The sequence below is a fragment of the Eggerthella hominis genome (assembly GCF_014287365.1).
Classification (GTDB): domain Bacteria; phylum Actinomycetota; class Coriobacteriia; order Coriobacteriales; family Eggerthellaceae; genus Eggerthella; species Eggerthella guodeyinii.
The window spans coordinates 108,982-133,922 of record NZ_JACOOA010000004.1 but is presented as its reverse complement, the minus strand read 5'-3'; the positions used below and the strand labels follow the sequence as shown (position 1 = coordinate 133,922).

The following is a 24,941-nucleotide window of genomic DNA, read 5'->3' as shown; positions in this document are numbered from 1 at the left end:
ACAAACAGACATGCCGAGCACGGTTCTGATTGGCGCCCAGTGGGGCGACGAAGGCAAGGGCAAAGTCACCGACCTGATCGCGCGCGAATACGATTACGTGGTGCGCTACCAGGGCGGAAACAACGCGGGCCACACGGTCATCCACGGTGATAAGAAACTCGCGCTGCACCTCATGCCCTCCGGCGTCATGTACGAGCATGCGGTTCCGGTCATCGGCAACGGCGTGGTGGTCGATCCGGGCGTGCTCATCAAAGAGATGGCCATGTTGGAAGCCGAGGGCATCTCCTGCAAGAACCTCAAGATCTCGTGCGACGCGCATGTGATCATGCCGTACCACAAGGATTTCGACGGCGCCGACGAGAAGCGCCTGGGCGACAACAAGATCGGTACCACGAAGCGCGGAATCGGCCCCTGCTACCAGGACAAGGTGGCCCGCAAGGGCATCCGCATCCAGGACCTGCTGGACGAGAAGATATTCCGCCTCAAGCTTGAAGCGGTGCTTTCGCAGAAGAACCCCATCCTCGAGAAGATCTACGGCCTGCACACCTACACGGTCGAAGAGATCTGCGACGAGTACCTCCCCTATGCGCGCATCCTCAAGCCGTACATGGCCGAAACGGCCCAGCTGCTGAACGAGGCCGTGCGCAACGGCAAGTCCATCCTGTTCGAGGGCGCGCAGGGCACGCTGCTCGACATCGATCACGGCACGTACCCTTACGTCACGTCCTCGTCGTGCTGCGCCGGCGGCGCCGCCACGGGCACGGGCGTGGGCCCCACGGTCATCGACCGCGTGCTGGGCATCCAGAAAGCCTACATCACGCGCGTGGGCGAGGGCCCCTTCCCCACGGAGCAGCGCTTCCCCGAGGACGGCGGCACGGGCGAGGAGGCCGAGGTCGGCGAACTGCTGTGCAAGGTGGGCCACGAGTTCGGCGTGACCACGGGGCGCAAGCGCCGTTGCGGCTGGTTCGACGCGGTCATCGCGCGCTACGCGGCCGAGGTCAACGGCCTCACCGACGTGGCGCTGACGAAGCTCGACGTGCTGTCGGCCTTCGACACCATCAAGGTGTGCACGGCCTACGAGTGCGACGGCAAGGTGTACGATTACTTCCCGATGCAGCAGAGCGTGCTGTTCCACGCGAAGCCCGTGTACGAGGAGCTTCCGGGTTGGAAGGGCATCGACATCACCGAGTGCCGCACGTTCGAGGAGCTTCCCGAGAACGCCCAGCGCTACGTCGAGTACCTGGAGAAGATCACCGGCGTGCCGGTCAGCATCATCGCCGTCGGTCCCGATCGCGACCAAACCATCATGCGCGGCTGGGATCGGTAACACTGCGACGACCTGTAGGACATCGCGATGTTTCACGTGAAACAAATCGTCGCAAAAGCGTGCGATAAGGGAACAAATGTTTCACGTGAAACATCGGACCATCGAAATGCTTTTGGGTTTGAAAGGACCTGACATGAACATCTTGGTATTGGGTGGCGGCGGTCGCGAACATGCCATCGCGTGGGCGCTGGCGAAGTCCCCGCGTACCGACAACCTGTACGTGGCGCCGGGCAACGGCGGCACGGACGGCATCGCCCAGAACGTTGCGGGCCTGAACGCCGAAGATGGTCAGGACGTGCTCGCGTTCGTGCGCGAGCATGCCATCGACCTCGTGGTCATCGGTCCGGAAGCGCCGCTCGTGGCGGGCGTGGCCGACGTGCTGCGCGCCGAGGGCGTCGCCGTGTTCGGCCCCGACGCGCAGGGCGCGCAGCTCGAGGGCAGCAAGACGTACAGCAAGGAATTCATGGACGCCAACGGCATCCCCACGGCGCGCTATGCGAGCTTCACCGAGCTCGAGCCGGCGCTGGCCTACGTGCGCGAGCTGGGCGCTCCCATCGTGGTGAAGGCCGACGGCCTGGCTGCGGGCAAGGGCGTCATCGTGGCCGAGGAGCTGGAGGACGCGGAAGACGCCGTGCGCTCCTGCTTCGACGGTGCGTTCGGCGACGCCGGCAACGTGGTGCTGGTCGAGGAGTTCCTCACCGGCCCCGAGTGCTCGCTGCTCGCGTTCGTCACGGGCGGCAAGGCGCACTGCATGGTGACGGCGCAGGATCACAAGCGCGCGTTCGATGGCGACCGCGGCCCCAACACGGGCGGCATGGGCGTGTACTCGCCGGTGCCCATCGTGGAGCCCGACGAGCTCGTGGCCATGCGCGAGATCATGGAACGTTCCGCCGCCGCCACGGCGCGCGACCCGTTCGCGAACGATTACCGCGGCGTGCTGTACGGCGGCTTCATGCTGACGCCCCAGGGCCCGAAGGTACTCGAGTTCAACGCGCGCTTCGGCGATCCCGAGACGCAGGTGGTCCTTCCGCGTCTCGAGTCCGACCTTGTGGACATCATGCTGGCCGTTGCCGAGGGCCGTCCCGACGACATCGACCTGCGCTGGTCCGAGCAGTGGGCCGTGTGCGTGGTGCTGGCGAGCGAGGGCTATCCGGGCGCGTACGAGAAGGGCAAGGTCATCCTCGGCATCGACGACGCCGAGGAGATCGAGGGCGTGACGGTGTTCCATGCCGGCACCGCCAAGAATTTCGACGACGAACTGGTCACCGCCGGCGGTCGCGTGCTGAACGTGGTGGCGCTGGGCGATTCGTTCGACGATGCTCGCGAGAAGGCGTACGAAGCGTGCGACCTCATCAACTTCGAGGGCAAACAATACCGCAGCGATATCGGAAAACGCGCCGCCGCCGGGCGTGCCGCGTGGGAGAACTAATGCTTTCAGAACGTTTGCTCACCTCCGTCGTGCGTCAATGCACGAAGAACTACCTGCGCCTCGAGCCGACGCAGGAACGGCGTGTGCCCGGCCCGGTTCCCGGTCAGAAGTACATGCTGTACATGCACGTGCCGTTCTGCGAGCGGCTGTGCCCTTACTGCTCGTTCAACCGCTTCCCGTTCGCGGAAGACCGCGCCGTGCCCTACTTCGCCAACATGCGCAAGGAAATGCTCATGTTGAAGGAGCTGGGTTACGATTTCGACAGCCTGTACGTGGGCGGCGGCACGCCCACCATCATGATCGACGAGCTGTGCGACACCATCGACCTGGCGCGCGAGACGTTCTCCATCGGCGAGGTGTCGAGCGAGACGAACCCGAACCACCTGATCCCCAGCTACCTGGACAAGCTGCAGGGTCGCGTCCAGCGCCTGAGCGTGGGCGTGCAGAGCTTCGACAACGACCTGCTCAAGCAGATGGATCGTTTCGACAAGTACGGCAGCGGCGAGGAGATCCTCGAGCGCATCGGCGAGGCGAGCCCCTACTTCACGTCGCTCAACGTGGACATGATCTTCAACTTCCCGGCGCAGACCGAGGAAGTGCTGTTCTCCGACATCGAGCGCGTGGTGGAAAGCGGCACGAGCCAGACGACGTTCTACCCGCTGATGGCCAGCCCCAGCGTGTCGCGCTCGCTGGCGCGCACCGTGGGCAAGGTGGATTATGCGCGCGAGCAGCGCTTCTACGAGATCATCTCCGAGGTGCTGGCCGGCGGCGAGAACCCGCTGTTCGAGCACGGCAGCGCCTGGACGTTCAACAAGCGCGGCACGGGCGCGGCGGGCGAGGACGCGATGATCGACGAGTACGTGGTCGATTACGAGGAGTACCCGGCCATCGGCAGCGGCGGCATCACCTACCTGGGCAACAACCTGTACGTGAACACGTTCTCGGTGAACGACTACAACGATGCCATCGAGCACGACCGCATGTCGCTCATGGGCAAGGCCACGTTCTCGAAGCACGACCAGATGCGCTACCGTTTCATGATGCAGCTGTTCGGCTTGCGCCTGGACAAGCGCCAGTTCGAGAAGGATTTCGGCGTGTCCGTGGAGCGCGGTCTGCCGGTGGAGATGACGTTCATGAAAGCGTCGGGCGCGTTCGATCGCGACAACGCCGACGAGCTGACGCTCACGCCGAAGGGCCGCTACCTCATGGTGGTGATGATGCGCCAGTTCTTCATCGGCGTGAACAACCTGCGCGACCAGGCGCGCGCCGCCCTCGTGGGCGAGGAGCGCGAGCTGATCTTCGGCGACGGCAAATAACCGTTCGCTATCCTCAATTAAAAGTTGAAACGCCCGCGCCTCGGCGCGGGCGTTTCTGGTGTATGGGCTACCGTTTCGATATCCCCCCGTGCTGTAAGTGTTATGATGCATGGCTAAGGCTTTTTTATGCTCTATTGCCTGATAGGAGAAGGAAGCGGCACAGCTATGACCGATCGGGTAAAGCATACGGCGGGTTTCACGCTCGCTGAGCTGATGATGAGCATCGCCATCATTCTCATCCTTGCGGCCATCGCCATCCCTTCCATTTTCAACGCGCAGAGCAACATGCGCATGGTCGAGCTCAACAACGCCGCCCAGTCCATAGCAAACGCCGCTCAAACCCAAATGACCGCCATGAAGGTGTCGGGCACGTGGATGGCGTTTCTCGATGACCGCGCCGAAGGATCGGGAACGTATCTCCTCCGCGACGAGGCGCGCGCGTCCAATATACTCACATCGCTTTCGGTCGACTCCACCGTATACGACGGCGATTACGTCATCGTGTTCGACCAGGACACCGCCTCGGTGACGGCGGTTTTCTACACCGACGGCAAAACCGGCTTCTTCGGCCAAGCCCCCGCCACCACGAATGCCGCGCAGACCTACTATGCGGATGGCAGCGGAAGTTCCGACCAGACAGCCCGCATGGCGAACGACCCCATGATCGGCTACTACGAAGGCACCCCGTCCGGCGCCACCCCCGAAGTAGCCCTCAGAAACCCCGTGATCTGGGTGAGCGATAATGGTAAAACTTTAGGTAAACTTTGTGTCCGCGATGAAAATCTGACGGGTAGTCCCGTACGAGAGACAGCTGTGGATATAAAGTTTGAGAAGAAGGATGCCGATGGCACTGCGATTTCGTTCAGTCTATCGGGATTAAGCAAGGATGGATCATTATTCTCGGTACAAGCTTCCGATAAGAAAACCGAAGGCATTGCGAACAAAGGGGTGTATTCGTTCGATTCCGTTTCTGGGAATACCTACGTGATCGATTTGAACAAGCTCCAGCTCTCGATTGATCAATCGGAAATCGATGGGGATATTAAAAACGCCATCGCCGCGTTCGATGTTCTCGATTCTGTTGAGGTGACCGCGACGGTCGATGTCACAGGACCCAGCATCTCGGCGACGGCGCAAGCAAATATTCAATGGCCTCTCACACCGGTGAACTTATCCGTGTTGGTGACGAATCCGCGGACCGAGAATGTCGACCAAGCCGACCATATAAAGGGAGCGTACGCTTCGCCGGTGGTTGCTACAGATGGCGACCCTTCGGTGTTGGGGAATAATGGCTGGAAAACCAGTGACGTCACCGAAGACTATTCGCTAAGATTTAATGCTTCCAGTTTGCAAAACAATTATTACGACGCTGCGGATAAAGGTATAGCTACACAAAACGAGGAAGCAGTTCATCAGAGCTACACGGGTGGTTCGCTCAATCTCGATGTAGCAGCATCCAATTCGTTGCTTGTAAACGCTTCAGTTGGATCATACGCCAACGCTGGAGGTACTGTTCATCAGTACCAGATCTACGAGATATGGGGTTGGTTTGAAAGTACCGACAAGAGTGTTTCCCAGCGCATTAAATTGGGTTATTTGCAAAACAATCAGTGGAAATGGGCTGATATCGACGCTAATGGTAACAGTGCGTTCAGCGCGTTCTTCACCAATCCTGCGATTGGCGCGAATACAGAAAGCCTTCAGATTGACGCCAACAACGTAAAAGCCTATTTAGATGCGAATTATTCGGAATCGAACCCCGATGGTGTCAACTGCACAATCTATATCCGTACAGCACCGAGATTCGACGATGTGGATAAGTACCTGAGGTCCAATCCTGATTCGATGAACAACTTTAATGGCGAGGTGGGTACAGGTTCTCGTGGGGGAAATCTGGCTACCGAGATTCGTAAAACGTTTGAAAACGAATTTGGAGCTGCCTCGTCGGTCGCATCATGGGCCGTCGCTCGTACGAGGTGGTCAGGGGTGTCTGTCAACAATTGGGAGTTCCCTGGTAACTCCGTTGATCTTCGCATCTATTATGACATTACTCCCGCGTACGGCTTTTCCTCTTTAGGGGCCGCGGACGACTGGGCTACCGTGTCGCAAGATGCAAGATTCAATTTGACCAATACCGGTCTCTGGTATTTTCAAAAAACGGGTTCAAATTTCGACACAACCACTCCTGTGGCGATGCTTTGGGAGCCTGCGGAAACGGTGTCCGGCCAAACTCAAAGTATGGTGCGCAACTTAGATAGTGGCTCTGGATCCACGGTTGATTTTGAAATATCTCACGTGCAAGATTACCTTTTTTATCGCTGCATCGTGTTTTTCTCTGAAGATGGTGCCGATCTGCTCGATAGCCCCGGAAAAATGTACGTACCGTATTCTGACGCTGAGGGAGACAAAGCGACGGATGCTTCGGAAGCGTGGAGCTACGTGATCCCTCGCGGGGAAGATATCCCCTCCGAAAAGAAAGCATTTACTTACTGGACTACCGAGCCTAATGGTCAGGGCACGAAGATCTATTCCGGCAGTCGTGTTGTGGATTGCGAAGGAGCCTTCGCTTCTCTTTCCGGAGACAAACCAATTAAAACTCGCTTGTACGCCAATTACGTTACCGTAGGCGTTGGGATGATGTACTTGGAATTTGATAGCAACAATCAGGTTTCCGGTTACTACGGCTATTTAAGCGAAGACCAGGCAGAGCCTATTCAAAACATAACCGAAGAGACGAACAACGAAATAGTCTCATGGGGGTACTACGTTGTCACACCTGTCGATATTAAGTTGACGTTAGGCGAAGGCGCCCTTGTTGTTGGGTCTGCTCAATCGGTCAAATTCGAATCTGATGGAAAAGAATACTTTGCCTACGAAATCGTGGGGAATTGGCAATACAAGTTGGAGACGGCAAAACGCGATCCTCGGCACAAATTGACGTATTCGTATTCTGATCCTTCTTCCGGAGAAACATATTCTGGAACCTATGAGGTAAACTTCAATTTTGCCGGTGCGGTTGCCAAGGTTGAAAAGGGTGCTAACTGGGGACAAAGTGATAGCCCTTGGATTGTTCGTCATGCTACGCAGTTCATCGGAGCTTTGCCTGCAAACGGCAATCCCAACATCCAGCAAACCTATGCAACGAATAATTCTTTCAAACAAATGCACGATATAGACATGGCGGACGCTGCTGTAACCGCGATAACGAAGTTTACAAAAGTATTCTCCCAATCAACCTATGATGGTAATAATTTTACGGTGCGTGGAATCCAATATAGGTTAGGAATCGACGGGATAACAGGGGAGGATTCAGGCAATAGCGGCCTGTTTGTAAATGCGGTTAGCTCAACGATCAAGAACGTGAAGATTGAAGTCGATTCCAATACTGCAGATAAACCGTATACCGTAATATCGACCCATAATAGCAAGATGGCCTTTGGTTTGTTAGTTGGTAATATATCGGGTACAGGATCGAATATCGAAAATTGCTCCGTTACTGTCAAGGACAATGGAGACGCATATTTTTTGATCGAGAAAACCGGTTCAAACGGTGTTGACATAGGAAACTCCGTTGGTGTTTTGGCCGGTAGAGCAAGCGAAGTTTTCATGACGCAGTTAAGCGCATCGGGTATTCATCTTTCCGTTAACACAACCGATGACTCTTGGAGGGGTTCGATTGCTCTCGGTTCGCTTATGGGTAAAGCTCTTCAATGCAACATAAGCGCATGTAATACGAGCAAAACAGAGTTAGAGCTTATGCAGCCTGTACAAGATAATGCAAAGGCGACGCTGTCGTATGGTGGCATAGCGGGGCAGTTTGAAGGCTGTAATGAGTCTAGCTGCATGGTAGAGGATGCTCGTTTACGTGTGGTAATTTCACAGAGTCGCGACAATATGCGAATCGGTGGAGTTGCAGGATTTTCTTCGGGGAGTCTATTTGACCTTAATACATGGCAAAATCAAGCGTTCTTATACATTGGTGATGGCGAAGATCGCGAATCTATCACGCAAGAAGTTGGTGCGCAGCAATGACCCGCGCGCGTACGAGAATGCCTCTGCTCAGCGACACCTCCGGAGCTTCTATCGTTATCGCGTTGGTGTTCTTCCTGATCTGCGGGATCATTGGGTCGGTGGTGGTCACGGCGGCATCGGTGCAGGCAAAGGCGGCGCAGACGCATATTGACCTGCAACAGGACGAATACACGATGCAATCGGCGGCGGAACTGGTCGCTCAACAGCTAGGCGGCGATGATTTAACTTGGAATCAAAGGTCGGTCACGGTAAAGGTCGTCACCGCGGGTACGAAGGTAACAGCTAACGTCGATGGTGTGACGTCGGTATTAGGCCAAAGCTTTTGGACGCAAAAACAAGCAAACACGATACTCGAAAAGCGTGCTAACAAAGAAACGTATGTCGTTGGAGGTTCCGATACGAACCGGCTTCAAATAAAACCTAGCGACGAGTGGAACTTCAAAACTGTATATGGAAAAATTACAATAGATGCCGATCTCAACATGAAAGTCGATCTGTCGTTGGATCCATCTCTTTCTGCGGATTCGAAGTACAACATGACCGTGCTTATACAATGTACCCCAACGTTTAACGCGTCAGGCCAACTGGTCGAGTTCACGTATGGCGACAACACGTCAATAGTGAAAACGCAAGGAGGCCAGCCATGATGCGCTTGCTCGATAAAGTTTATAGCAAGCTGGCCGATCAGCGGGGCGATTCGATGGTCGAAGCGTTGGCGGCCATCTTGATTGCTGTGCTAGGCGCCACTATGCTTGCAACTATGGTGATGGCGTCCGTAAGCGTGACATCCAGAAGCGAGCGCGTTTTGCACGCATCCTATGCAGCGGAGTCTTCTCTGCTGTCGTCATCTCCCAACATCGGTAGCGTTACGGTTGTGATGCCCGATGGAGAAGATGGAACAACGACTTCTCAAAGCATCAAAGTGATGTTGTACAGCTCAGGTGGATACAACTACTATCGCGAAGGTCAATCAAAATGATCTTCCATTTCCACAAGACAAGTCTTCTTGCCCGCCTGCGCGACACGCGCGGGTTTATGATTGCTGAGCAGCTGATCAGCATCATCTTCATCGGGTTGTTGTGCATTGCGGTGACCGCGGGGTTGCAGGCGGCGATGAACTCGTATGGCCGCATCACCACGCAGACGCAGGCCGATTCGATGTTGTCGCAGGCGGTCGAGGTGGTGAGCGACGAGCTGGTGTACGCGCTCAGCGTCGAGGCCGACAACGTCACGTTCGTGAGCGCGACGCGCCACGAGAGCGCGACGCTGCGATCCGGCGAGCAAGGCATCTGGCTTGAAGCCGACGGGACGCAATACAACCTCGCGCCGACTGAAAACGGGCTCAGTCCTACGCTCAGCGATCTTTCGTACGATGCCTATGCCGGCACCTGGTCGTTCCGCATAACCATACAATCGGGCGGCTCCACGCTTGCCGACACTACCATGACCGTGAAGAGGATAGGATCGTAGATGGCCTATAAACGTTTGGGAGACGTGCTGATCGATGCGGGCCTCATCACCGAGGACCAGCTGGGGCATGCCCTGAAGCAGCAGAAGGAGACGAAGCGGCGTCTGGGCGACGAGCTCATCGCTGAGGACGTCATCACGGAAGCGGGCCTCATCGAGGCGCTGCAGATGCAGCTGGGCGTGGAGTTCATCGACCTGTCGGCGATCGACCTCGATCCCGATATGAGCCGCGTGATCTCGAAGAACGTCGCGCGCCAGTACAACGTGGTGCCCGTGCGCACCACGCCGGAAGAAGTGTACCTCGCCATGAGCGACCCGCTGAACTTCATGGCCATCGAGGCGGTGAAGAACGCCACGCGCAAACGCGTCGTTCCCATGGTGGCCACGCAAGACTCGCTCATGCGCGCCATCATGACGCTGTACGGCAACGAGGGTGCCGCCCGCGCCATCGAGGAGATGAAGCGCGACGCGCGCGCCACGGGTTCCGACGACGCGGCGGCCGGCTCGTTCCAGACTTCCACGCTGGGCGACGACGCCGACGCGCAATCCGCACCCACGGTGCGCCTCGTGAACAGCATTATCGAGCGCGCTGCAACCGAGCGCGCCAGCGACATCCACCTCGAGCCGCGCGAAGCCGACCTGCACGTGCGGATGCGCATCGACGGCGTGCTGCGCACGATCCTCACCGTGCCGAAAGAGCTGCAAGCGTCGGTTATCTCGCGCCTCAAGATCATGGGCGGCATGAACACCTCGGAGCGCCGCGTCCCCCAGGACGGCCGCGCCAACATCCGCCTCAAAAAGCAGGACATCGACCTGCGCATCAACACGCTGCCCACCATCCACGGCGAGACGGTGGTCATCCGCCTGCTCGACAAGAGCGAGGCGCTGTTCGACCCGGCAGGCATCGGCCTCGAGGGCGACAACCTCGACAAATACCAACGCCTCATCGGCGCGAACAACGGCATGGTGCTGATCGTCGGCCCCACGGGCTCGGGCAAGAGCTCCACCATGTACACGATGATCCGCCAGTTGAACACCGACTCGGTGAACCTCGTCACGTTGGAAGACCCCGTCGAGTACAACATCGACGCCGTCAACCAGGTGCAGATCAACGAGAAGACGGGCATGACGTTCGCCAGCGGTCTGCGCGCCATCCTGCGCCAGGACCCCGACATCGTGGCGGTGGGCGAAATCCGCGACGGCGAGACGGCCGAGATCGCCATGCGCGCCGCCATCACCGGCCACCTCGTGCTGTCGACTGTGCACACCTACGACGCCGCGTCCACCATCGACCGCCTTATCGACATCGGCGTGGAGCCGTACCTCATCGCCAGCGGCGTGCGCGGCGTCATCTCGCAGCGCCTCGTTCGCAAGGTGTGCCCGCATTGCCGCGAGGAGTACCGCCCCGACGCCGAAGAATTCGACGCGCTCGGCCTGCCGCACGACCCCTCCGTCAAGTTCTTCCGCGGAACCGGTTGCCCTATGTGCTTCGGCACGGGGTACCGCGGACGCACGGGAGTGTTCGAGATCCTCGTCATCGACCGCGCGCTGCGCAGCCATATCACAGGTGGCGCCACACGCGAAGAGCTGAAGGACGCCATCGACCGCACGGGTTCGTTCAAGACGATGGAAGACAGCTGCCGCGAGTTGGTGCTGTCCGGCGTCACCACCGTCGAAGAAGCCCGCAAGACCATCACGGCGCTGGAATAGCGACCCTCACCTCCGAGCGAAGGACCCCTTCATGAACGTTGAACAGATCATCGACCTCGCGCATCAAGTGAACGCATCCGACGTGCACATCGTGTGCGGCTTGCCCGTGAAGTTTCGCGTGGGCGGTCGCCTCATGGATGCGGGCGTCGACGGCGATGCGCCGCTGTCGCACGAAGACTGCGAGCAGCTTGCGCGCGAGCTGGCCGGCGACGATTTCGACCGCATCAAGCGCATCGGCGAGCTCGACCGTGCCGAGACGCTTGCGGGCGTGCGCGTGCGCATCAACCTGTTCCGCCAGCAAGGCCACGTGAGCGCGGCCCTGCGCCTGCTGTCCGACCGCATCCCGGCGCTCGAAACACTCGGCTTGCCGCCGGCGGTCATGGACTTCCCCGGCATCCAACGCGGCATCGTGGTGGTCACGGGCGAAACCGGCAGCGGCAAATCGACGACGCTCGCCGCGCTCATCGACAGCATCAACCACACGCGCGCCGAGAACATCATCACGATGGAAGACCCCATCGAGTACATCTACACGCCCGATCAATCCATCATCTCGCAGCGCGAGGTGGGCCAGGACACCGAAAGCTATCACAACGCCCTGCGCGCCGTGCTGCGCGAGGATCCCGACATCATCCTCATCGGCGAGATGCGCGACCTCGACACCATCCAGACAGCGCTGACCGCGGCCGAGACGGGCCACTTCGTGCTGGCGACGCTGCACACCAAGTCGGCCGCCGACTCCATCGACCGCATGGTGGACGTGTTTCCCGAAGGTCTGCAGCGCCAGGTGCGCATGCAGCTGTCCACGACGCTCGTGGCGGTTCTGTCGCAGCAGCTGCTGCCGCGTCGCGACGGCGTGGGGCGCTCGCTGGCATGCGAGCTCATGATGGTGACGCCCGCCATCCGCAACCTCATCCGCGAGGGCAAGACGCCGCAGATCGCGAGCGCGCTGGGAACGTCGGCCGCGGCCGGCAGCGTGACCATGGACAACGCGCTGATCGCGCTGGCCCGCAACCGCGAGATCGCGTCCGATACCGCCGTCGCCGCCGCCCACGACGTCGACTACGTGAGAAAGAACCTCCGCTGATGCCCACCTTTACCTACACCGGAATGACGGCCGCCGGCGAGCGCGTGGACGGCGTCGTCGAAGCATTCGACGAGATCGAGGCCATGGAACGCGCGCGCGAGCAGTGCCGCATCGTGCAGAGCGTCAAGCCCGTGCGCGAAGGCAAGAACCTGCTGACCATGGACATCACGAAGCCGAAGGCCAAGCAGAAGAACCTCGCCATCATGTGCGCGCAATTCGCCACCATCCTGAATGCGGGCCTCGCCATTTCGCGGGCGACGTCGTTGGTGGCCGAGCAGACCAACGACAAGTACCTGAAGCGCGTGCTGTCCGAGGTGGCCGAAGACGTGTCGGCAGGTCATGGCCTGGCCGAAAGCTTTCAGAACAAGGGCGAGAACCTTCCGCGCGTGTTCATCGAGACGGTGCGCGCCGGCGAGGAAAGCGGCCATCTGCCCGAAAGCTTCGAGCGCCTGCACGATTACTACGACAAGCGCGCGAAGGTGCAGGCGAAGGTGCAGGGCGCGATGACGTACCCCATCTTCGTGGCGATCATAGCCGTGGTGGTGATCGCGGTCATGATGGTGATGGTGATCCCCTCGATGACGGGGATGATCTCATCGCTGGGCGCGGACACGCCCGCCATGACTCAATTTTTAATTGATGCATCGGACTTCGTCACGAACAACATTCTGGTCATTATCGTGGTCATCGCGCTCGTTATCGTGGGCGTGAAGCTGTTCAGCAACACGGAGCAAGGCAAAACGACGTTCGCCGTTTTGAAGCTGAAGCTGCCCGTGCTGGGCGTCGTGGGCGTGTATTCTGGCGCTGCCCAGTTCGCGAACACGATGTCGATGTTGGTTGCGGCGGGGCTGCCCATCACGCGCGCGGTTGCCATCACGTCGCGCGTGATGAGCAATCATGTGCTATCGCGCGAGGTGGGGCGCATGGAAGCCGGCCTGGAGGAGGGCCGCACGCTGGGAGAGGGGCTGGAGGCGAGCACCTATCTGCCACGCACGCTCATCGAGATGACCATCGTGGGCGAGCAGACCGGCGAGCTTGAGGGCACGCTGGAAACCATGGGCGTGTTCTACGACGACGAGACGCAGCGCGTGACCGACAAAGCGCTCGCGCTCATGGAGCCGGCCTTGCTGGTGCTGATGGCGCTGTTTGCAGGTTTCATCGTTATCGCGCTGTATTTGCCTATGTTTTCGTTGTATGCTGCGATGTAACTCTTTCGACACCCCGGGGTATCGAAAATGTCACATTGTACAGGAGAAAAGTGGGATTTGTTCGATGCCTGGATGACACGAACACGGAGAAAGGAATCGTAGTGAAAGAAATGATAAAGAAGGTGCGCGAGGATCGCAGCGGCTTCACCCTAGCCGAGCTGCTGATCGTCGTGGCGATCGTAGCCGTGCTCGTGGCGATTGCGGTGCCCGTGTTTTCTGGCGCACTTGGAAAAGCAGACGATGCCGTAAAGGACGCTAACGAGCGATCGGTTAAAGCAGAAGCGACTACGCAGTACATTACTGCAACGACCGATGCTGAACGTAATGCAGTAAATGGGTCGATCTATTGGGCTAATGAAAAGGGCGACGTTACGGGTCCGACGACGACGGCGCCGAGTGACGCGAAGTACAAGTATACGGTTTCCGTGACGGGTGTAGATGGCGACAATCCTGTGATCGCCGTCGTGCAGTCTGATGTGTCTGCTTCCAGCGGTGGCGACACTCCTACCGAGTAAGTGACCATCCCTTTAGCAATTTTCTCTCCGGTGCAGGCGGCGATCCTTTTGGGGATCGCCGCCGTACTCGGTGCTTGCTTGGGGAGCTTCGTGAACTGCTTGGCGTGGCGGCAGGCCAACGGCGAAAGCGTGTTGGCCGGCCGCAGCCATTGCACCTCGTGCGGTCACGTGCTGGGCGTGCTCGACCTGATCCCCGTCGTCTCGTGGCTCGCCCTGCGTGGCCGCTGCCGACACTGCGGGCAGCGGGTGAGCCCGCGCTACGTGATCGTCGAAGCGCTCATGGCCGTGCTGTTCGCGGCGGTGGTCGTGCGCTACGGGGTGTCGGTGCAGACGGCGGCGTATCTCGTGCTCGTCTGCATCCTCATGGCGGTGGCGCTTGTCGACCTGGACACCTTCACCATCCCGAACGGATTCGTGCTGGCCGGTTGCGTGCTCTGGCTCGTCACCATCTGGTTCATGCCCGCGCCGCGCGCCGACGCGTTCTCGGTGGGCAGCCTGTTCGCCGGCTGGGTGCATCCGGGCGGCTCGGTGGCGCTCGACGGCATCGTGGGCGCCGTGGGCGTGGCCGGCGGGGTGCTGCTGCTGTCGCTCGTGTTCGACATGGTGACGAAGCGCTCGTCGCTGGGCGGCGGCGATGTGAAGCTGCTGTTCATGGTGGGCTTGTTCTTGGGGCTGGCAGGGTCGATGCTCAACCTGCTGGTTGCGTGCGTGGTGGGATTGGCGTTCGCGGTTGTTCGGGGGCTTTCCGCTCCGTCCTCGCAAGACGAGGACGAAAGCATCCGAACAAGGGCGATCCCCTTCGGGCCGGCCATCGCGGCGGCGACGGTGTTCACGTTGCTGGCGGGGCCGACCATCCTCACGTGGTATGCGGGGTTGTTCTGACAGGGTATGCAGCGGGCTGAAAGGAAACGCGCCGCATGGGCAAAACGTACACGGGCGTCGATATCGGAGACAGCAGCGTCAAGCTGGCGGTCTGCGACGGCGAGACGGTGACCAAAGTCGCAATAGAAACGCTGCCCGACGGCCTGGTGGTCGACAGCCGCGTGGTCAGCCATGATGCAATGGCCGACTTCATCAAGAGCGTGGTGAAAAACACGGGCGGCGTGCCGAAGGACGTGGCGTTCGTCGTGCCGGCGGCCGACAGCCTGTTCCGCCGCCTGTCGCTGCCCGCCATGACCGAGAAAGAGCTGCAGCTGAACCTGCCCTACGAGTTCCGCGACTACATCTCGCAGGGCAAGGACCGCTACCTCTACGATTACGCGATGCTCGGCATGCAAAACGGTCCCGACGGCACGCCCGAGGGCATGGAACTGCTCGCGGTCGCCGCGCCGAAACAGGCGATTGCCGACTACACCGAGATGTTCCGCCGCGCCGGCCTCAAGCTGAAAATGGCGCTGCCCGAGCAGGCGGCGTACCAGAACCTCGTTGGCGGCAACTCCCGCGCGCTGGCGAACTGCTGCGTGATCGACTTCTCGCACCATGTCACGAAGCTGCACTTCTTCCTCGAGGGGGCCTACGACGTGGCCCGCGTCATCGAGATCGGCGGCATCGACATCGACCGCGCCATCGCGCGCGAGTTCGGCGTGGACGAGCACGTGGCCAACCAGTACAAGCGCGCCGATTACGAGCACGCGCAAAGCTCGGAAGGGGCGCGCGGCGTGTACCAATCCATCGCGGTGGAAATCGGCCGTGCACTGAACTTCTACGGCTTCAACAACCCGAACACCTCCATCGAGGTGGCGTACTGCTGCGGCGGCGGGTCGCTGCTCAACCCGCTGGTCGAAGCGGTTGCCGAGCACGCCGACATCCGCGTCGCCTCCATCGCCGACGTGCTGCCGCCTGCGCGCGTGCCCGTCGAAGAGGCGCTCCGCTGCCCGGCCGCCATCGGCGCCACCATGAAGGCGGGGCGATAGCCATGGATCTGAAGCAGGAAGTGTCGCTCGGCTCGCTGAAGCGCAGCAAGGCGCCGACGTACCCGACCAAAACGTCCATCAACCTGGTCGATACCGAGCAGGCGCGCGGCAATCTGGCGGTGCAGCTCGCGCTGTTCGCCATCGCGCTCGTGCTGATCGGCATCTTCGCGAAGTTCGCGGTCGTCGATCCGCTGTCGGCCAGCATGGCCAGCAGCAACGAGGTGTCCGCCGCCCAGGCGCGCCTCGATGCGCTCGTTGCCGAGAACGCCGATTACGAAGAGCTGAACGCGCAGTACGACCGTTACGTGGTTCCGGGGCTCAGCGACCAGGAGCAGAACCTCGTCGACCGCGACACGGTGCTCGACCTGCTGCAGCAGAAGGTCATGAACGTGGGTTACCTGGACTCCCTGCGCGTTGCGTCGAACACGGTGACGGCCACCTGTTTGGGCGTCGACTTGAGCCGAGTGTCTGCGCTGGTGGAAAGCCTGGAGAGCGACGAGCGCGTGTCGCACGTGACGGTGTCGACGGCGCAGGGCGAAAACGACAGCGGCACGTCGGCCACGATCCAGATCGTGTTCAAGGGTCCGCTGGATATCGAAGCGGAAGCCTCGGACGAGGGAGAGGGGGCCGACAATGGCGCGGCGTAGCATTTTGAACCGCTCGTTTTCCACGCGCGAGACGGTGCTCATTCTGGTTCTGGTGCTGCTGCTCGTCGTGGCGTGCTATTACTTCCTCGTGGTGAAGAACGTGTCCGATACGGTGGCGGCGAACAACGAGCAGCTTGCGGGCATCGAGATGAACATCGGCGCGCAGGAGTCGCTGGCCGCCGACCGCGCGCGCATGAAAGCCGAACTCGACGAGCTGGGCGACGACGAAACGCTGCCGGAGGTGGCCGTCTACGACAACATACGCAACGAGCTGAACGAGCTGAACACGCTGCTGGGCAGCGCGACCACGTACAACCTGTCGTTCGGCCAGCCGACGGTGGAGGGTCAGCTTGTGCGCCGCACGGTGACGGTGTCGTTCACGACTCCCAGCTACGCGTCGGCGCTCGAGGTGGTGCGCCAGCTGGAGAACGGCACGTATCGCTGCCAGATCACCGACTTCACGATGACCGGCGAGCTGCTGGCCGACGGTAGCGTCAGCAGCGTGAACGCGACGCTCAGCGTGACGTATCTCGAGACGACGAACGGCGCCACGAACACCAGCGGCCTCGTGGAGAAGGCCGCCAAGTAGCACGGCAGCGAGGAGCACGGCAGCGAGGAGCGAGGGGCGCGGTTGCGAGGAGCCTATTCGGGTCGGTAGTGCTCGATGACGTAGCGGTTCTTGCCGTCGGCCTTGGCGCGGTAGAGTGCCTTGTCGGCTTGGCGGTACGCGCTCTGGTACGAGTCGGCCTTGCCGTGCAGCTCCACGCCGCCGATGCTGAGCGTCACGGCGTGCGGATCGCCCTGCTGGTCGGGGAACGACACGCCGTCGCCCACGATTGAGGCGCAGGCCTGCGCGAGGCGGTCGTAGTCGATCTCCCCGTCGATGCAGATGGCGAACTCGTCGCCGCCCAAGCGCCCGACCAGGTCCTGCGGGCGGAACGCCTTCGCCAGCGCCGTGGCCGTCTGCTGCAGCGCGCGGTCGCCCGCGAGGTGGCCGAAGGTGTCGTTCACGCTCTTGAAGTCGTCGGTGTCCACCACCAGTAGCGCGCCGGCTTTCCCGGTGACCAGCAACGCGCCCGCCTTTTCCTGGAACGTCTTCCAATTCAGCAGCCCGGTCAGGCCGTCGTGATGAGCGCGCTCGGACAGGTCCATCTTCTCGCGCATCTCCTCGTCGATGTTGGCGATCTTCCCGATGACCGAGATGGGCTTGCCGTCGTCGTCCTCGACGAAGTGCGAGGTGACGCGTATCCATTGACGTGCGTTTTTGGAGTCTTCGCCCGTGTTGCACAGCACTTCCGTCACGGCATGCGACGGAGCCGTGAAGGCGTCGAGCAGCTCGGCGCTGCCGCCGGTCTTGATGCGCTCGCGGGCGTTGTCGAGCGCGAGGTACGAGGAGTTGTCGTTCCGATCGGTTGCGTCTCCCTCGGGCAGCCCGTCGATAAGCTTCTTCGACTTCGATATGCGCAGGGTGTCCGTCTTGATGGAGTACTCGAAGAACTGCTCGTTGGCCAGGCGGTACAGCTCTTGGAAGCGCAGGTTCTCCTCGCGCACGGCGCGCGCGGCAGCCATGCGGGAGCGCAGGTACAGCATGAGCAGCACGATGATGATAAGCAGCAGCGATATGCAGCCCAGCGCGAACTCGAGCAGGTGATCGCTGATGAACGAGCTGATCTGCTCGCTCTGGTCGATCAGCGAGTTGTCGTAGATGATGGAGTCGAGATCGGTGGCGCTCAGATCGCGCAGCGATTTGTTGAAGATCACCAGCAGGTCGGGATCGATCGGTTGCACGATGCCGAAGCAGATGTCCACCGTTTTCGTGGACATGGGCAGGTACAGCAGGTTGTTGAGGTTGTCGATGTTGAGGTAGTAGGGCGTGGTGTAGGATTGCCCGTACGTATAATCGGCCTTGCCGGAATTCACCGCTTCGAAGCACTCTTCCAGGGTGTCGTAAATAAGCGTGTTCGCACCTTCCGGGGCTACTTCGCCCAGCTCCCAGGGGAGCGCAAGCGTCTTGCCCTCCAGATCGTCGGGGTCGACGAACTTGCTGTACACCAGCAGCGTGGAGGTGGTCATGTAGGACGCCGTCAGCGCGAGGCTGTGATCGTTCGCGGTGCTGTCGTTGTCGTTCACGCCGGCGATGATGTCCACGTTGGCGTCGCGAATGGCCTCGTCGAGGTCGTCCGAAGGGGAGATCTGCACGACCTCGAACGAGAACCCGGCGTGTTCGGTGAGATACTCCAGCACGCCTTTCGTCACACCCTTGAACTGGCCGGTTTGCTTGTCGAACGATTGCAGGGGAGCCTTCTCGGAGATCACGCCCACGCGCAGCGTCTCGTGCTGCTTCGCGTACTGCAGCTCTTCGTCCGTCAGCGCGAAGTTGGTGTCGGCCTTCATGAAGTACTTGTCGTACAGCGTATTCTGAAGCTGGGGGTTGCCCTGGTTGATGTGCTCGATGGTGGCGTCGATCTCGTCGATGATGGTGCGGTCGCCTGCCGGGCCGGCGAAAAAGTAGGGGCGCTCGGCGAACGACGAGACGATGTGGAAGCCGTCTTGGATGTTGATGTCGATCTCGAGAAACACGTCGGCCTCGCCCGTCAGCGTTTTTTCCTGCATCTCTGCGACCGTGTCGCATTCGACGGTGACCAGCTTGATGCCGTTCTGCTCGCAGTAGTATTCGAGTTCGGCGTGCCGCTGCTTCGCCGTGGAGACGATGGCGACGCGCAGCTCGTCTTGCGTGAACAGGTTGGTTTGCGAAACGGTTGCTCCGACGTTCGGCGCGAACAGCGAAGTGTGCGCGGCGCCGTAGCTGTTCTCCGGGTATTCGTACAGCTCGCCGAGTGCGGGGCTGTACGTCATGCTGCCGACAACGTCCACAGTGGCGCTGTCGATCATGTCCATGAGGTTGGCCGCTCGCTCACTGCTCGTTTCGCCTTGGGCTTCGACGAATTCGAACGTCCAGCCGGTGAATTGCGCGATGCGCATGAGGTAATCGTACGTGTATCCCTCGTAGGTGCCGTCGCTTCTTTGCGTCAACATGCCCGCGCTGTCCATGTAGCCGACGGTGACGATGCGTTCCTGGACCTCGGCGTCGGAATCTTGGGCGAACGCGGCGGCGGGAAAGAGCGCGCATACCAGCAAAGCCGAAAGCAACGCTCTCGTGAGGGCGAGCAGAGATATCGATTGTGATCCCCTGGTAATCACGTGGCCTCATCTTGGTTCCGTGTGTGGCATATAAGTTACCAGTATAGTCCCTCCCGTGTGGAAAAGGCGGGGGAGGGTAGTTTATTTGACGTGCTCGGGGAACGCGCGAATTTCAACGAAGCTTTACGGATGAACACGAGGGGTTCCAGTTCGAGGACACCAGATAGGGTATCCTCGAATGCGGTGATAAATGATGTGCAGGGCATGGGGACAAGTGGGTTATACGAACAGCATGGGCGTGGGGGCGTGGTTGGGATCGACGGCGGCTATCATCGTGATGCTCGTCGTGCTGGCGGTTTCGCTCGTTGCATTCCGGTTCTGGATCAAACAGGTGCAGTTCGGCGCGGCGCGGGCGTTCGTCGTTGCCGTGATGCCGGCGTCGGTGATCAACGTGGTGATGGCGCTCGCGCTTCTGCTGGCCACTCCCGGCGGCTTGTGCAACAAGGGCGAGATGGCCTGGTTCCTGGTCACCCCGTTCGTCGTGTACAGCATCGCATCGCTGGCGCTGTGCGTCGTTCTGCTCGTTTCGGGCGACGCGCGAAACCGCGCCTACGCGCACATCGACGCGCTCACGGTGTCCGGCACCCTCACCGCCTATTACGCGTTCCTGCTCATCCTGTATCCCGTCGCGTTCTGCCTCTACGCGCTCATGCGGCCGCTTCCGCTGTGAGACTCGGCAACAAAAAAGCGCTCCCGAAGGGAGCGCTTTTGCATGCACATGGTGGTCGGAGGGGGACTTGAACCCTCGACACGCGGATTTTCAGTCCGCTGCTCTACCAACTGAGCTACCCGACCACATCAGACGTCCGTGAGGACGTGGAACGATATTGTACCGGTCGCGCGGCCTGGGGTCAAGCGAAAAGCGCAGGTTTTCTCGGCGCGCCGCACGCTCCCTACTCCCGGTACAGGCACGCGCGATTCTTGCCGCGTTCCTTCGCCAAATAGAGCGCGGCGTCGGCGCGTTTGAACAGCTCGTAGAAACTGGTTCCGTCTTCGGGATAGCTCGCAAGGCCCACGCTGGTGCGCAGGCGCACGGCTTCGTCGTCGAACGTGCCGGCGTGGGCGAGCCGGTCGATGATGCGCTGTCCGAACGCGAGTTGCTTTTGGGAGTCCGGGTCGCAGGGCTGGAACGCCATGAACTCGTCACCGCCGATGCGCCCGACCACGCCCTGCTCCGTCACGAGCGCCTTGAGCGCGCCCGCCACGGCTACGAGCATCTGGTCGCCCACGAGGTGCCCGGCCGTATCGTTGACGCCTTTGAAGTTGTCGATGTCGATGATGGCGAACGAGTAGTGCTCTTCGGGGGACGCGGTGCGCAGCGCCTCTTCCACCACGTGCTCGACGGTGATCTTGTTGAGCACGTCGCACAGCGGGTCGGTCTGCGAGTCGTGCAGCAGCTCGTCGCGCTCACGCTTCTCGACGTCGATGTTCTTGATGCGCCCGAAAATGGCGACGGGGTTCCCTTCGGACGTTTCCGCGCAATTGAACGAGAGCGAGCACCATATATAGTCTTGGTCGCCGCGGGGCGCGATGCGCATCTCGATGGGGGCGGGCACGAGCCCGCTCATCGCCTGCTCGATGCACGCGACGATCACGTCGCGATCGCTTGCGGGCGAAAGCGCCAGCTGCTCGGCGATGGTCGCGCGCGGCGGCGCGCCCAGCTCGCCCTCGTAGTTGTCGGTGAATTCGACCTCGCCCGTATCCAGGTACAGGTTGAACAGCACGTCGCCCCAGCGCTTCGACGCCATCTGGTAGCGGTTGTCCAGCATCAGCCCCTCGCTCAGCGCTCCGGGCCCCTCCACTTCCACAACCGCCGACACGAAATCGCTCGCGCCGTGCTCGTCGGGTTCGCACAGCTTCGTCTTCGTGTTGAACCACAACATGCGCCCGTCGCTGGCACGCAGGCGATAGCGCAGGTCGAACACGCGCCCCGGCTGCGCCTTCTCCTGCACGAGGGCCACGGTGGGGGCGATGTCGTCGGGATGGACGAGGTTGATGTAGCGGTTGCCGAACCGGCTGCGGATCTCGTCGGGCGTGTAGCCGATGGTGGACAGGAAGGTTCCCGACAGGTGCTTGATGGTGAAGTGCTCGTCGTAGCTCAGGCATTTGATGGCGACGGGAGCGTTGTCCAGGATGTGGCGCAGCAGCGCCAGCTCCTCGGCGTCCGCAAGCGCCTCGCGCTTGAAGCGATCGGTGTCCACGATGACCACGACGAGGTACGGGGTGCCGGTCTTCGGCCTCACCACGTTCCCGGTGCCCGTGATCCAGAGCACCTGCCCGTCGGCGCGCACGATCCTGAACTCGATGAGCACGGTGTCGCCCTGGCCCAGCTGCCGGCGGATCTCCTCGTTGACGTACGCCATATCGTCGGGATGGACGATGGCGAGCGCGCGGTTTCCCAGCTTCGTCTCGATCTCGGGCGCCGTGTAGCCCAGCATGCGCCGATACCCTTCGTTGCAGGTGATGAACGTGAAGTTCTCGTCCATGGCCACCTGGAACACGCCCGCGTGCGCGCGATCGATGAGCGCGCCGGGCGACAGCGGCTGCACCGGTTGCGCGTGGGCGTAAACGATGGAGCCCGTCACGGGTTCCCGTTCCTCGCCGATCTGTGTCTCGCCTTGCAGGTAGCGGCGTTCGAACGTCTCCGCGTCCAGCGGGTGATCGTAGAAAAAGCCCTGGATGTAATCGGCGCCCATCGAGTGCATGATGGCGAGCACCTCTTCGGTCTCGACGCCTTCGACGCACACGCTGAGGTTCATGCTGTGGCTGAGGTCGATGATGTGCGACACGATGCGCTGGTCGTTCACGTCGTAGGTGATGCGGTCGAGGAAGGTGCGGTCGATCTTCAGCTCGTCGGCGGCGATGACGCGGAACAGGTTGAGCGAGGCGTAGCCGGTGCCGAAGTCGTCGAACGCCACGCCGAACCCCTGGCTGCGCAGGAAATCGAACGTGTCGCCCAGCCCGGCCGCGTCGGTGATCGTGCCGCTCTCCGTGAGCTCGAGCATGATGTTGTGCGGATCCACCTGGTGGTTCTTCGCCGCCTGCAGGATGCAGAACTTGAAGTCAGGGTCGTCGAGCACGTACTTGGAAAGGTTGATGTTCATCACGAATGTCGGGTCGTTCTCGACCCAGCGCGCCGCCTGCTCGAACGTCACGTCCATGAGCCAGGTGGTGACCGCGGTTATCAGCCCGCTTTCCTCGAGATAGGGGATGAACTCGAAGGGCCGCACGCCCTCGGGGAATTGCTCGTCGTTCCACCGCATGAGCGCTTCGCAGCCGTGCACCTCGTCGTCGCGCGTGTCGACGAACGGCTGGTAGCGAACGGAGAAGCCCCTGAATCCGTCAGCGATGCACCCTTGCAGCGTTTCCATGAGCAGCAGCGTTTTGCGCGACGCGGCGCACAGGGTGTCCGTGCAGGTGATGCACGTGGCTCGGCCGCTTCGCTTCGCGTCGATGAGGGCGATGTGCACGTTGCGGAACAGCTCTTCGGCGCTGCGCCCGTTGGCGGGGTAGAGGCACGCGCATCCGGTGATCCTGAACGCGATGGAGGCGCTGTCGATGGTGAAGCCCGCGCACGTGGAGGCCAGCGCGCGATCGAACAGCGTTTGGAGGTCCGCGGCGTCGGCGACGAGGGGCACCACCGTTCCGAAGCAGTCGCCGTCGAAGCGGAACGTCTCGGCTCCGTCGGGAGCAAGCTCCGTCATCAGGGCGGCGATGCTTTCGAGTACGCGGTCGCCGAACTCGTACGAGAACAGGTTGTTGATGCGGTCGAAGTTGTCCACCCCGAACGCCAGCACGCCGAATGGCTCGCCGGAAGCGATGAGCTGGTGGAAGCGAGCGCGCATGGCACGATCGTCGTGTGCAGCCTCCCGCGGTACTGCTGCTGTCGCGCCCAAGAAAGGAGCTCCTTTCGGCGGGGAAGCTCGCATTCGCTTGGCGCCCTGCCGTTCCGTTAAAGCAAAGTAATATCGTAGGATTATAGTCTGGGGGGCGAGCGCCGTAAAGTGGGGAGTGCTAACTTTGGACGCGCTTTCGCAAGGCCCGTGAGCAGCTTGAATGAGAGGTTTGGGCAGGGACGTATTTTGGCTGGCCGAGGGATCGGCTGTCGGGCTACGCGGTTTGGGCGGCGTCGGCGTCCACGTCGTCGTCCTCGACGCGCCCGCGGATCTTCTTGACGCCGCGACCCAGCATGCCGCCGAGCTTCGGAAGGTTCTTCGGCCCGAAGATGATGAGCACCACCACCATGATTAGTATGAGCTCAGGCATGCCCATTCCGAATATCCTCATAGCGCGCTCCTTCCAGCTTCCCGTTAACGGCATCGAGCATTATAGCAACCTCAAAATTGAAGTGACTATAATTTTGTAGTAAAACTGACAATTTCGACGTAAAGCGCCCGCGACCCGTATAATGCGGAGTACACGGCACAGGGAAGCGCGGAGGGCGAGCGATGGCACAGCTACAAACGGACGGCGGGCGAAAGATAGGATTGCGCGAACGCAAGCGCCGCGCGACGCGCGCCGCCATCGAGCGCGCGGCCATCGCGCTGGTGGGGGAGCTGGGCTACGACAGCGTGACCGTGGCCCTCATCTGCGAGCGTGCCGACGTGTCGCAGGGAACCTTCTTCAACTACTTCCCCACGAAGGACGCCGCCATCGTGGGCATCGGCGAGTACGACCTCGACGTCGCCTCGGTGCATGCGGCGTTCGACCGCCTCATGCCGTGCTCGATGTTCCATGCCGCGCTGTCGCTGTTCCTCGAGGTGGTGGACTCGTTCGATTGGGAGAGCGACGTCGCCGCGCAGCGCGTGGCGCTCGTCAAGGACACGCCCGCGCTCATGCGGCTGTTCCTGGACAACACGTTCGGCTTCGTCAGCGACTTCCGCGAGATCGTGGGCGCGTACCTCGAGGCGAACCCGGCCGTGCGCGCATGCCCCGACGCTTTGAGCGTGGCCGAGGAGGCGAACATCGTCGTGTCCGAGGCGCTTGAGGCGGCGAAGTTCGCCCTGTACCGCGTGGCCGACGACCCGGCGTCGGGCCTGCCCCGGGCGTGCGACGTAGAAGCGGTGATCAGGCGTATTGTGGGATAGCG

The 24,941-nt window shown here is 61.0% G+C and carries 20 protein-coding genes and 1 tRNA gene; 17 read left to right on the top strand and 4 right to left on the bottom strand.

Features of this window, described 5'->3' with window-relative positions:
* The first annotated feature begins 10 nt into the window (after positions 1–10).
* The 15 genes from H8S61_RS10060 to H8S61_RS09990 all read left to right on the top strand — a co-directional run bounded on the left by H8S61_RS10060 (position 11) and on the right by H8S61_RS09990 (position 17,240).
* Entirely contained in the window at positions 11–1,327 is a 1,317-nt protein-coding gene (locus tag H8S61_RS10060; protein ID WP_186938897.1) for an adenylosuccinate synthase, read from the top strand.
* A gap of 133 nt (positions 1,328–1,460) precedes the next feature.
* Entirely contained in the window at positions 1,461–2,756 is a 1,296-nt protein-coding gene (gene purD, locus H8S61_RS10055; RefSeq protein ID WP_186938896.1) for a phosphoribosylamine--glycine ligase, read from the top strand.
* The gene (locus H8S61_RS10050; RefSeq protein ID WP_154332641.1) at positions 2,756–4,072 is read left to right on the top strand and encodes a coproporphyrinogen III oxidase family protein; all 1,317 of its coding nucleotides are present in this window, start codon (positions 2,756–2,758) and stop codon (positions 4,070–4,072) included. Before purD ends, H8S61_RS10050 begins: the two co-directional genes overlap by 1 nt.
* Before the next feature lie 165 nt (positions 4,073–4,237).
* A complete protein-coding gene (locus tag H8S61_RS10045) occupies positions 4,238–8,104 on the top strand; it encodes a prepilin-type N-terminal cleavage/methylation domain-containing protein (RefSeq protein WP_186938895.1) in 3,867 nt (1,288 codons plus the stop codon).
* Positions 8,101–8,751, top strand: a complete 651-nt coding sequence (locus tag H8S61_RS10040; protein WP_186938894.1) for a hypothetical protein — start codon at positions 8,101–8,103, stop codon at positions 8,749–8,751. The genes H8S61_RS10045 and H8S61_RS10040 overlap by 4 nt, the downstream gene beginning before the upstream one ends.
* On the top strand, positions 8,748–9,083 hold the full coding sequence (locus H8S61_RS10035) for a type IV pilus modification PilV family protein (RefSeq protein ID WP_160940804.1): 336 nt from the start codon (positions 8,748–8,750) through the stop codon (positions 9,081–9,083). Before H8S61_RS10040 ends, H8S61_RS10035 begins: the two co-directional genes overlap by 4 nt.
* Positions 9,080–9,574, top strand: coding sequence for a hypothetical protein (locus H8S61_RS10030; protein ID WP_186938893.1), 495 nt, complete (start codon positions 9,080–9,082; stop codon positions 9,572–9,574). Before H8S61_RS10035 ends, H8S61_RS10030 begins: the two co-directional genes overlap by 4 nt.
* On the top strand, positions 9,575–11,281 hold the full coding sequence (locus H8S61_RS10025; RefSeq protein WP_186938892.1) for a GspE/PulE family protein: 1,707 nt from the start codon (positions 9,575–9,577) through the stop codon (positions 11,279–11,281).
* A 31-nt stretch (positions 11,282–11,312) separates the two neighbouring features.
* A complete protein-coding gene (locus tag H8S61_RS10020) occupies positions 11,313–12,368 on the top strand; it encodes a type IV pilus twitching motility protein PilT (RefSeq protein WP_186938891.1) in 1,056 nt (351 codons plus the stop codon).
* The gene (locus tag H8S61_RS10015) at positions 12,368–13,576 is read left to right on the top strand and encodes a type II secretion system F family protein (RefSeq protein WP_160940800.1); all 1,209 of its coding nucleotides are present in this window, start codon (positions 12,368–12,370) and stop codon (positions 13,574–13,576) included. Before H8S61_RS10020 ends, H8S61_RS10015 begins: the two co-directional genes overlap by 1 nt.
* Before the next feature lie 110 nt (positions 13,577–13,686).
* The gene (locus H8S61_RS10010; protein ID WP_222617677.1) at positions 13,687–14,091 is read left to right on the top strand and encodes a prepilin-type N-terminal cleavage/methylation domain-containing protein; all 405 of its coding nucleotides are present in this window, start codon (positions 13,687–13,689) and stop codon (positions 14,089–14,091) included.
* Between the two features lie 90 nt (positions 14,092–14,181).
* Positions 14,182–14,973, top strand: a complete 792-nt coding sequence (locus H8S61_RS10005; protein WP_436231604.1) for a prepilin peptidase — start codon at positions 14,182–14,184, stop codon at positions 14,971–14,973.
* 35 nt (positions 14,974–15,008) lie between these two features.
* Positions 15,009–16,004, top strand: a complete 996-nt coding sequence (gene pilM, locus H8S61_RS10000; RefSeq protein WP_160940797.1) for a pilus assembly protein PilM — start codon at positions 15,009–15,011, stop codon at positions 16,002–16,004.
* A gap of 2 nt (positions 16,005–16,006) precedes the next feature.
* The gene (locus H8S61_RS09995; RefSeq protein ID WP_186938888.1) at positions 16,007–16,651 is read left to right on the top strand and encodes a hypothetical protein; all 645 of its coding nucleotides are present in this window, start codon (positions 16,007–16,009) and stop codon (positions 16,649–16,651) included.
* On the top strand, positions 16,638–17,240 hold the full coding sequence (locus tag H8S61_RS09990) for a hypothetical protein (RefSeq protein ID WP_186938887.1): 603 nt from the start codon (positions 16,638–16,640) through the stop codon (positions 17,238–17,240). The genes H8S61_RS09995 and H8S61_RS09990 overlap by 14 nt, the downstream gene beginning before the upstream one ends.
* A gap of 53 nt (positions 17,241–17,293) precedes the next feature.
* Here H8S61_RS09990 and H8S61_RS09985 read toward each other — a convergent pair whose 3' ends face one another.
* Positions 17,294–19,801 (bottom strand): transporter substrate-binding domain-containing diguanylate cyclase, encoded by a 2,508-nt coding sequence (locus H8S61_RS09985; RefSeq protein WP_186938886.1) that lies wholly within the window; start codon positions 19,799–19,801, stop codon positions 17,294–17,296.
* A gap of 265 nt (positions 19,802–20,066) precedes the next feature.
* On the opposite strand from H8S61_RS09985, the gene H8S61_RS09980 reads away from it, so the two are divergent.
* Positions 20,067–20,522: a hypothetical protein gene (locus H8S61_RS09980; protein ID WP_186938885.1), complete on the top strand. Its 456-nt coding sequence runs from the start codon at positions 20,067–20,069 to the stop codon at positions 20,520–20,522.
* Between the two features lie 49 nt (positions 20,523–20,571).
* Here the strand turns inward: H8S61_RS09980 and H8S61_RS09975 are convergent.
* The 3 genes from H8S61_RS09975 to H8S61_RS09965 all read right to left on the bottom strand — a co-directional run bounded on the left by H8S61_RS09975 (position 20,572) and on the right by H8S61_RS09965 (position 24,139).
* Positions 20,572–20,647: transfer RNA gene (locus tag H8S61_RS09975), tRNA-Phe, on the bottom strand.
* Between the two features lie 98 nt (positions 20,648–20,745).
* Positions 20,746–23,697, bottom strand: coding sequence for an EAL domain-containing protein (locus H8S61_RS09970; protein ID WP_186938884.1), 2,952 nt, complete (start codon positions 23,695–23,697; stop codon positions 20,746–20,748).
* A gap of 265 nt (positions 23,698–23,962) precedes the next feature.
* Entirely contained in the window at positions 23,963–24,139 is a 177-nt protein-coding gene (locus H8S61_RS09965) for a twin-arginine translocase TatA/TatE family subunit (RefSeq protein WP_160940780.1), read from the bottom strand.
* Positions 24,140–24,300: 161 nt separating this feature from the next.
* Here H8S61_RS09965 and H8S61_RS09960 point away from each other — a divergent pair, with 161 nt between their 5' ends.
* Entirely contained in the window at positions 24,301–24,939 is a 639-nt protein-coding gene (locus tag H8S61_RS09960; protein ID WP_160940779.1) for a TetR/AcrR family transcriptional regulator, read from the top strand.
* Positions 24,940–24,941 lie beyond the last annotated feature (2 nt).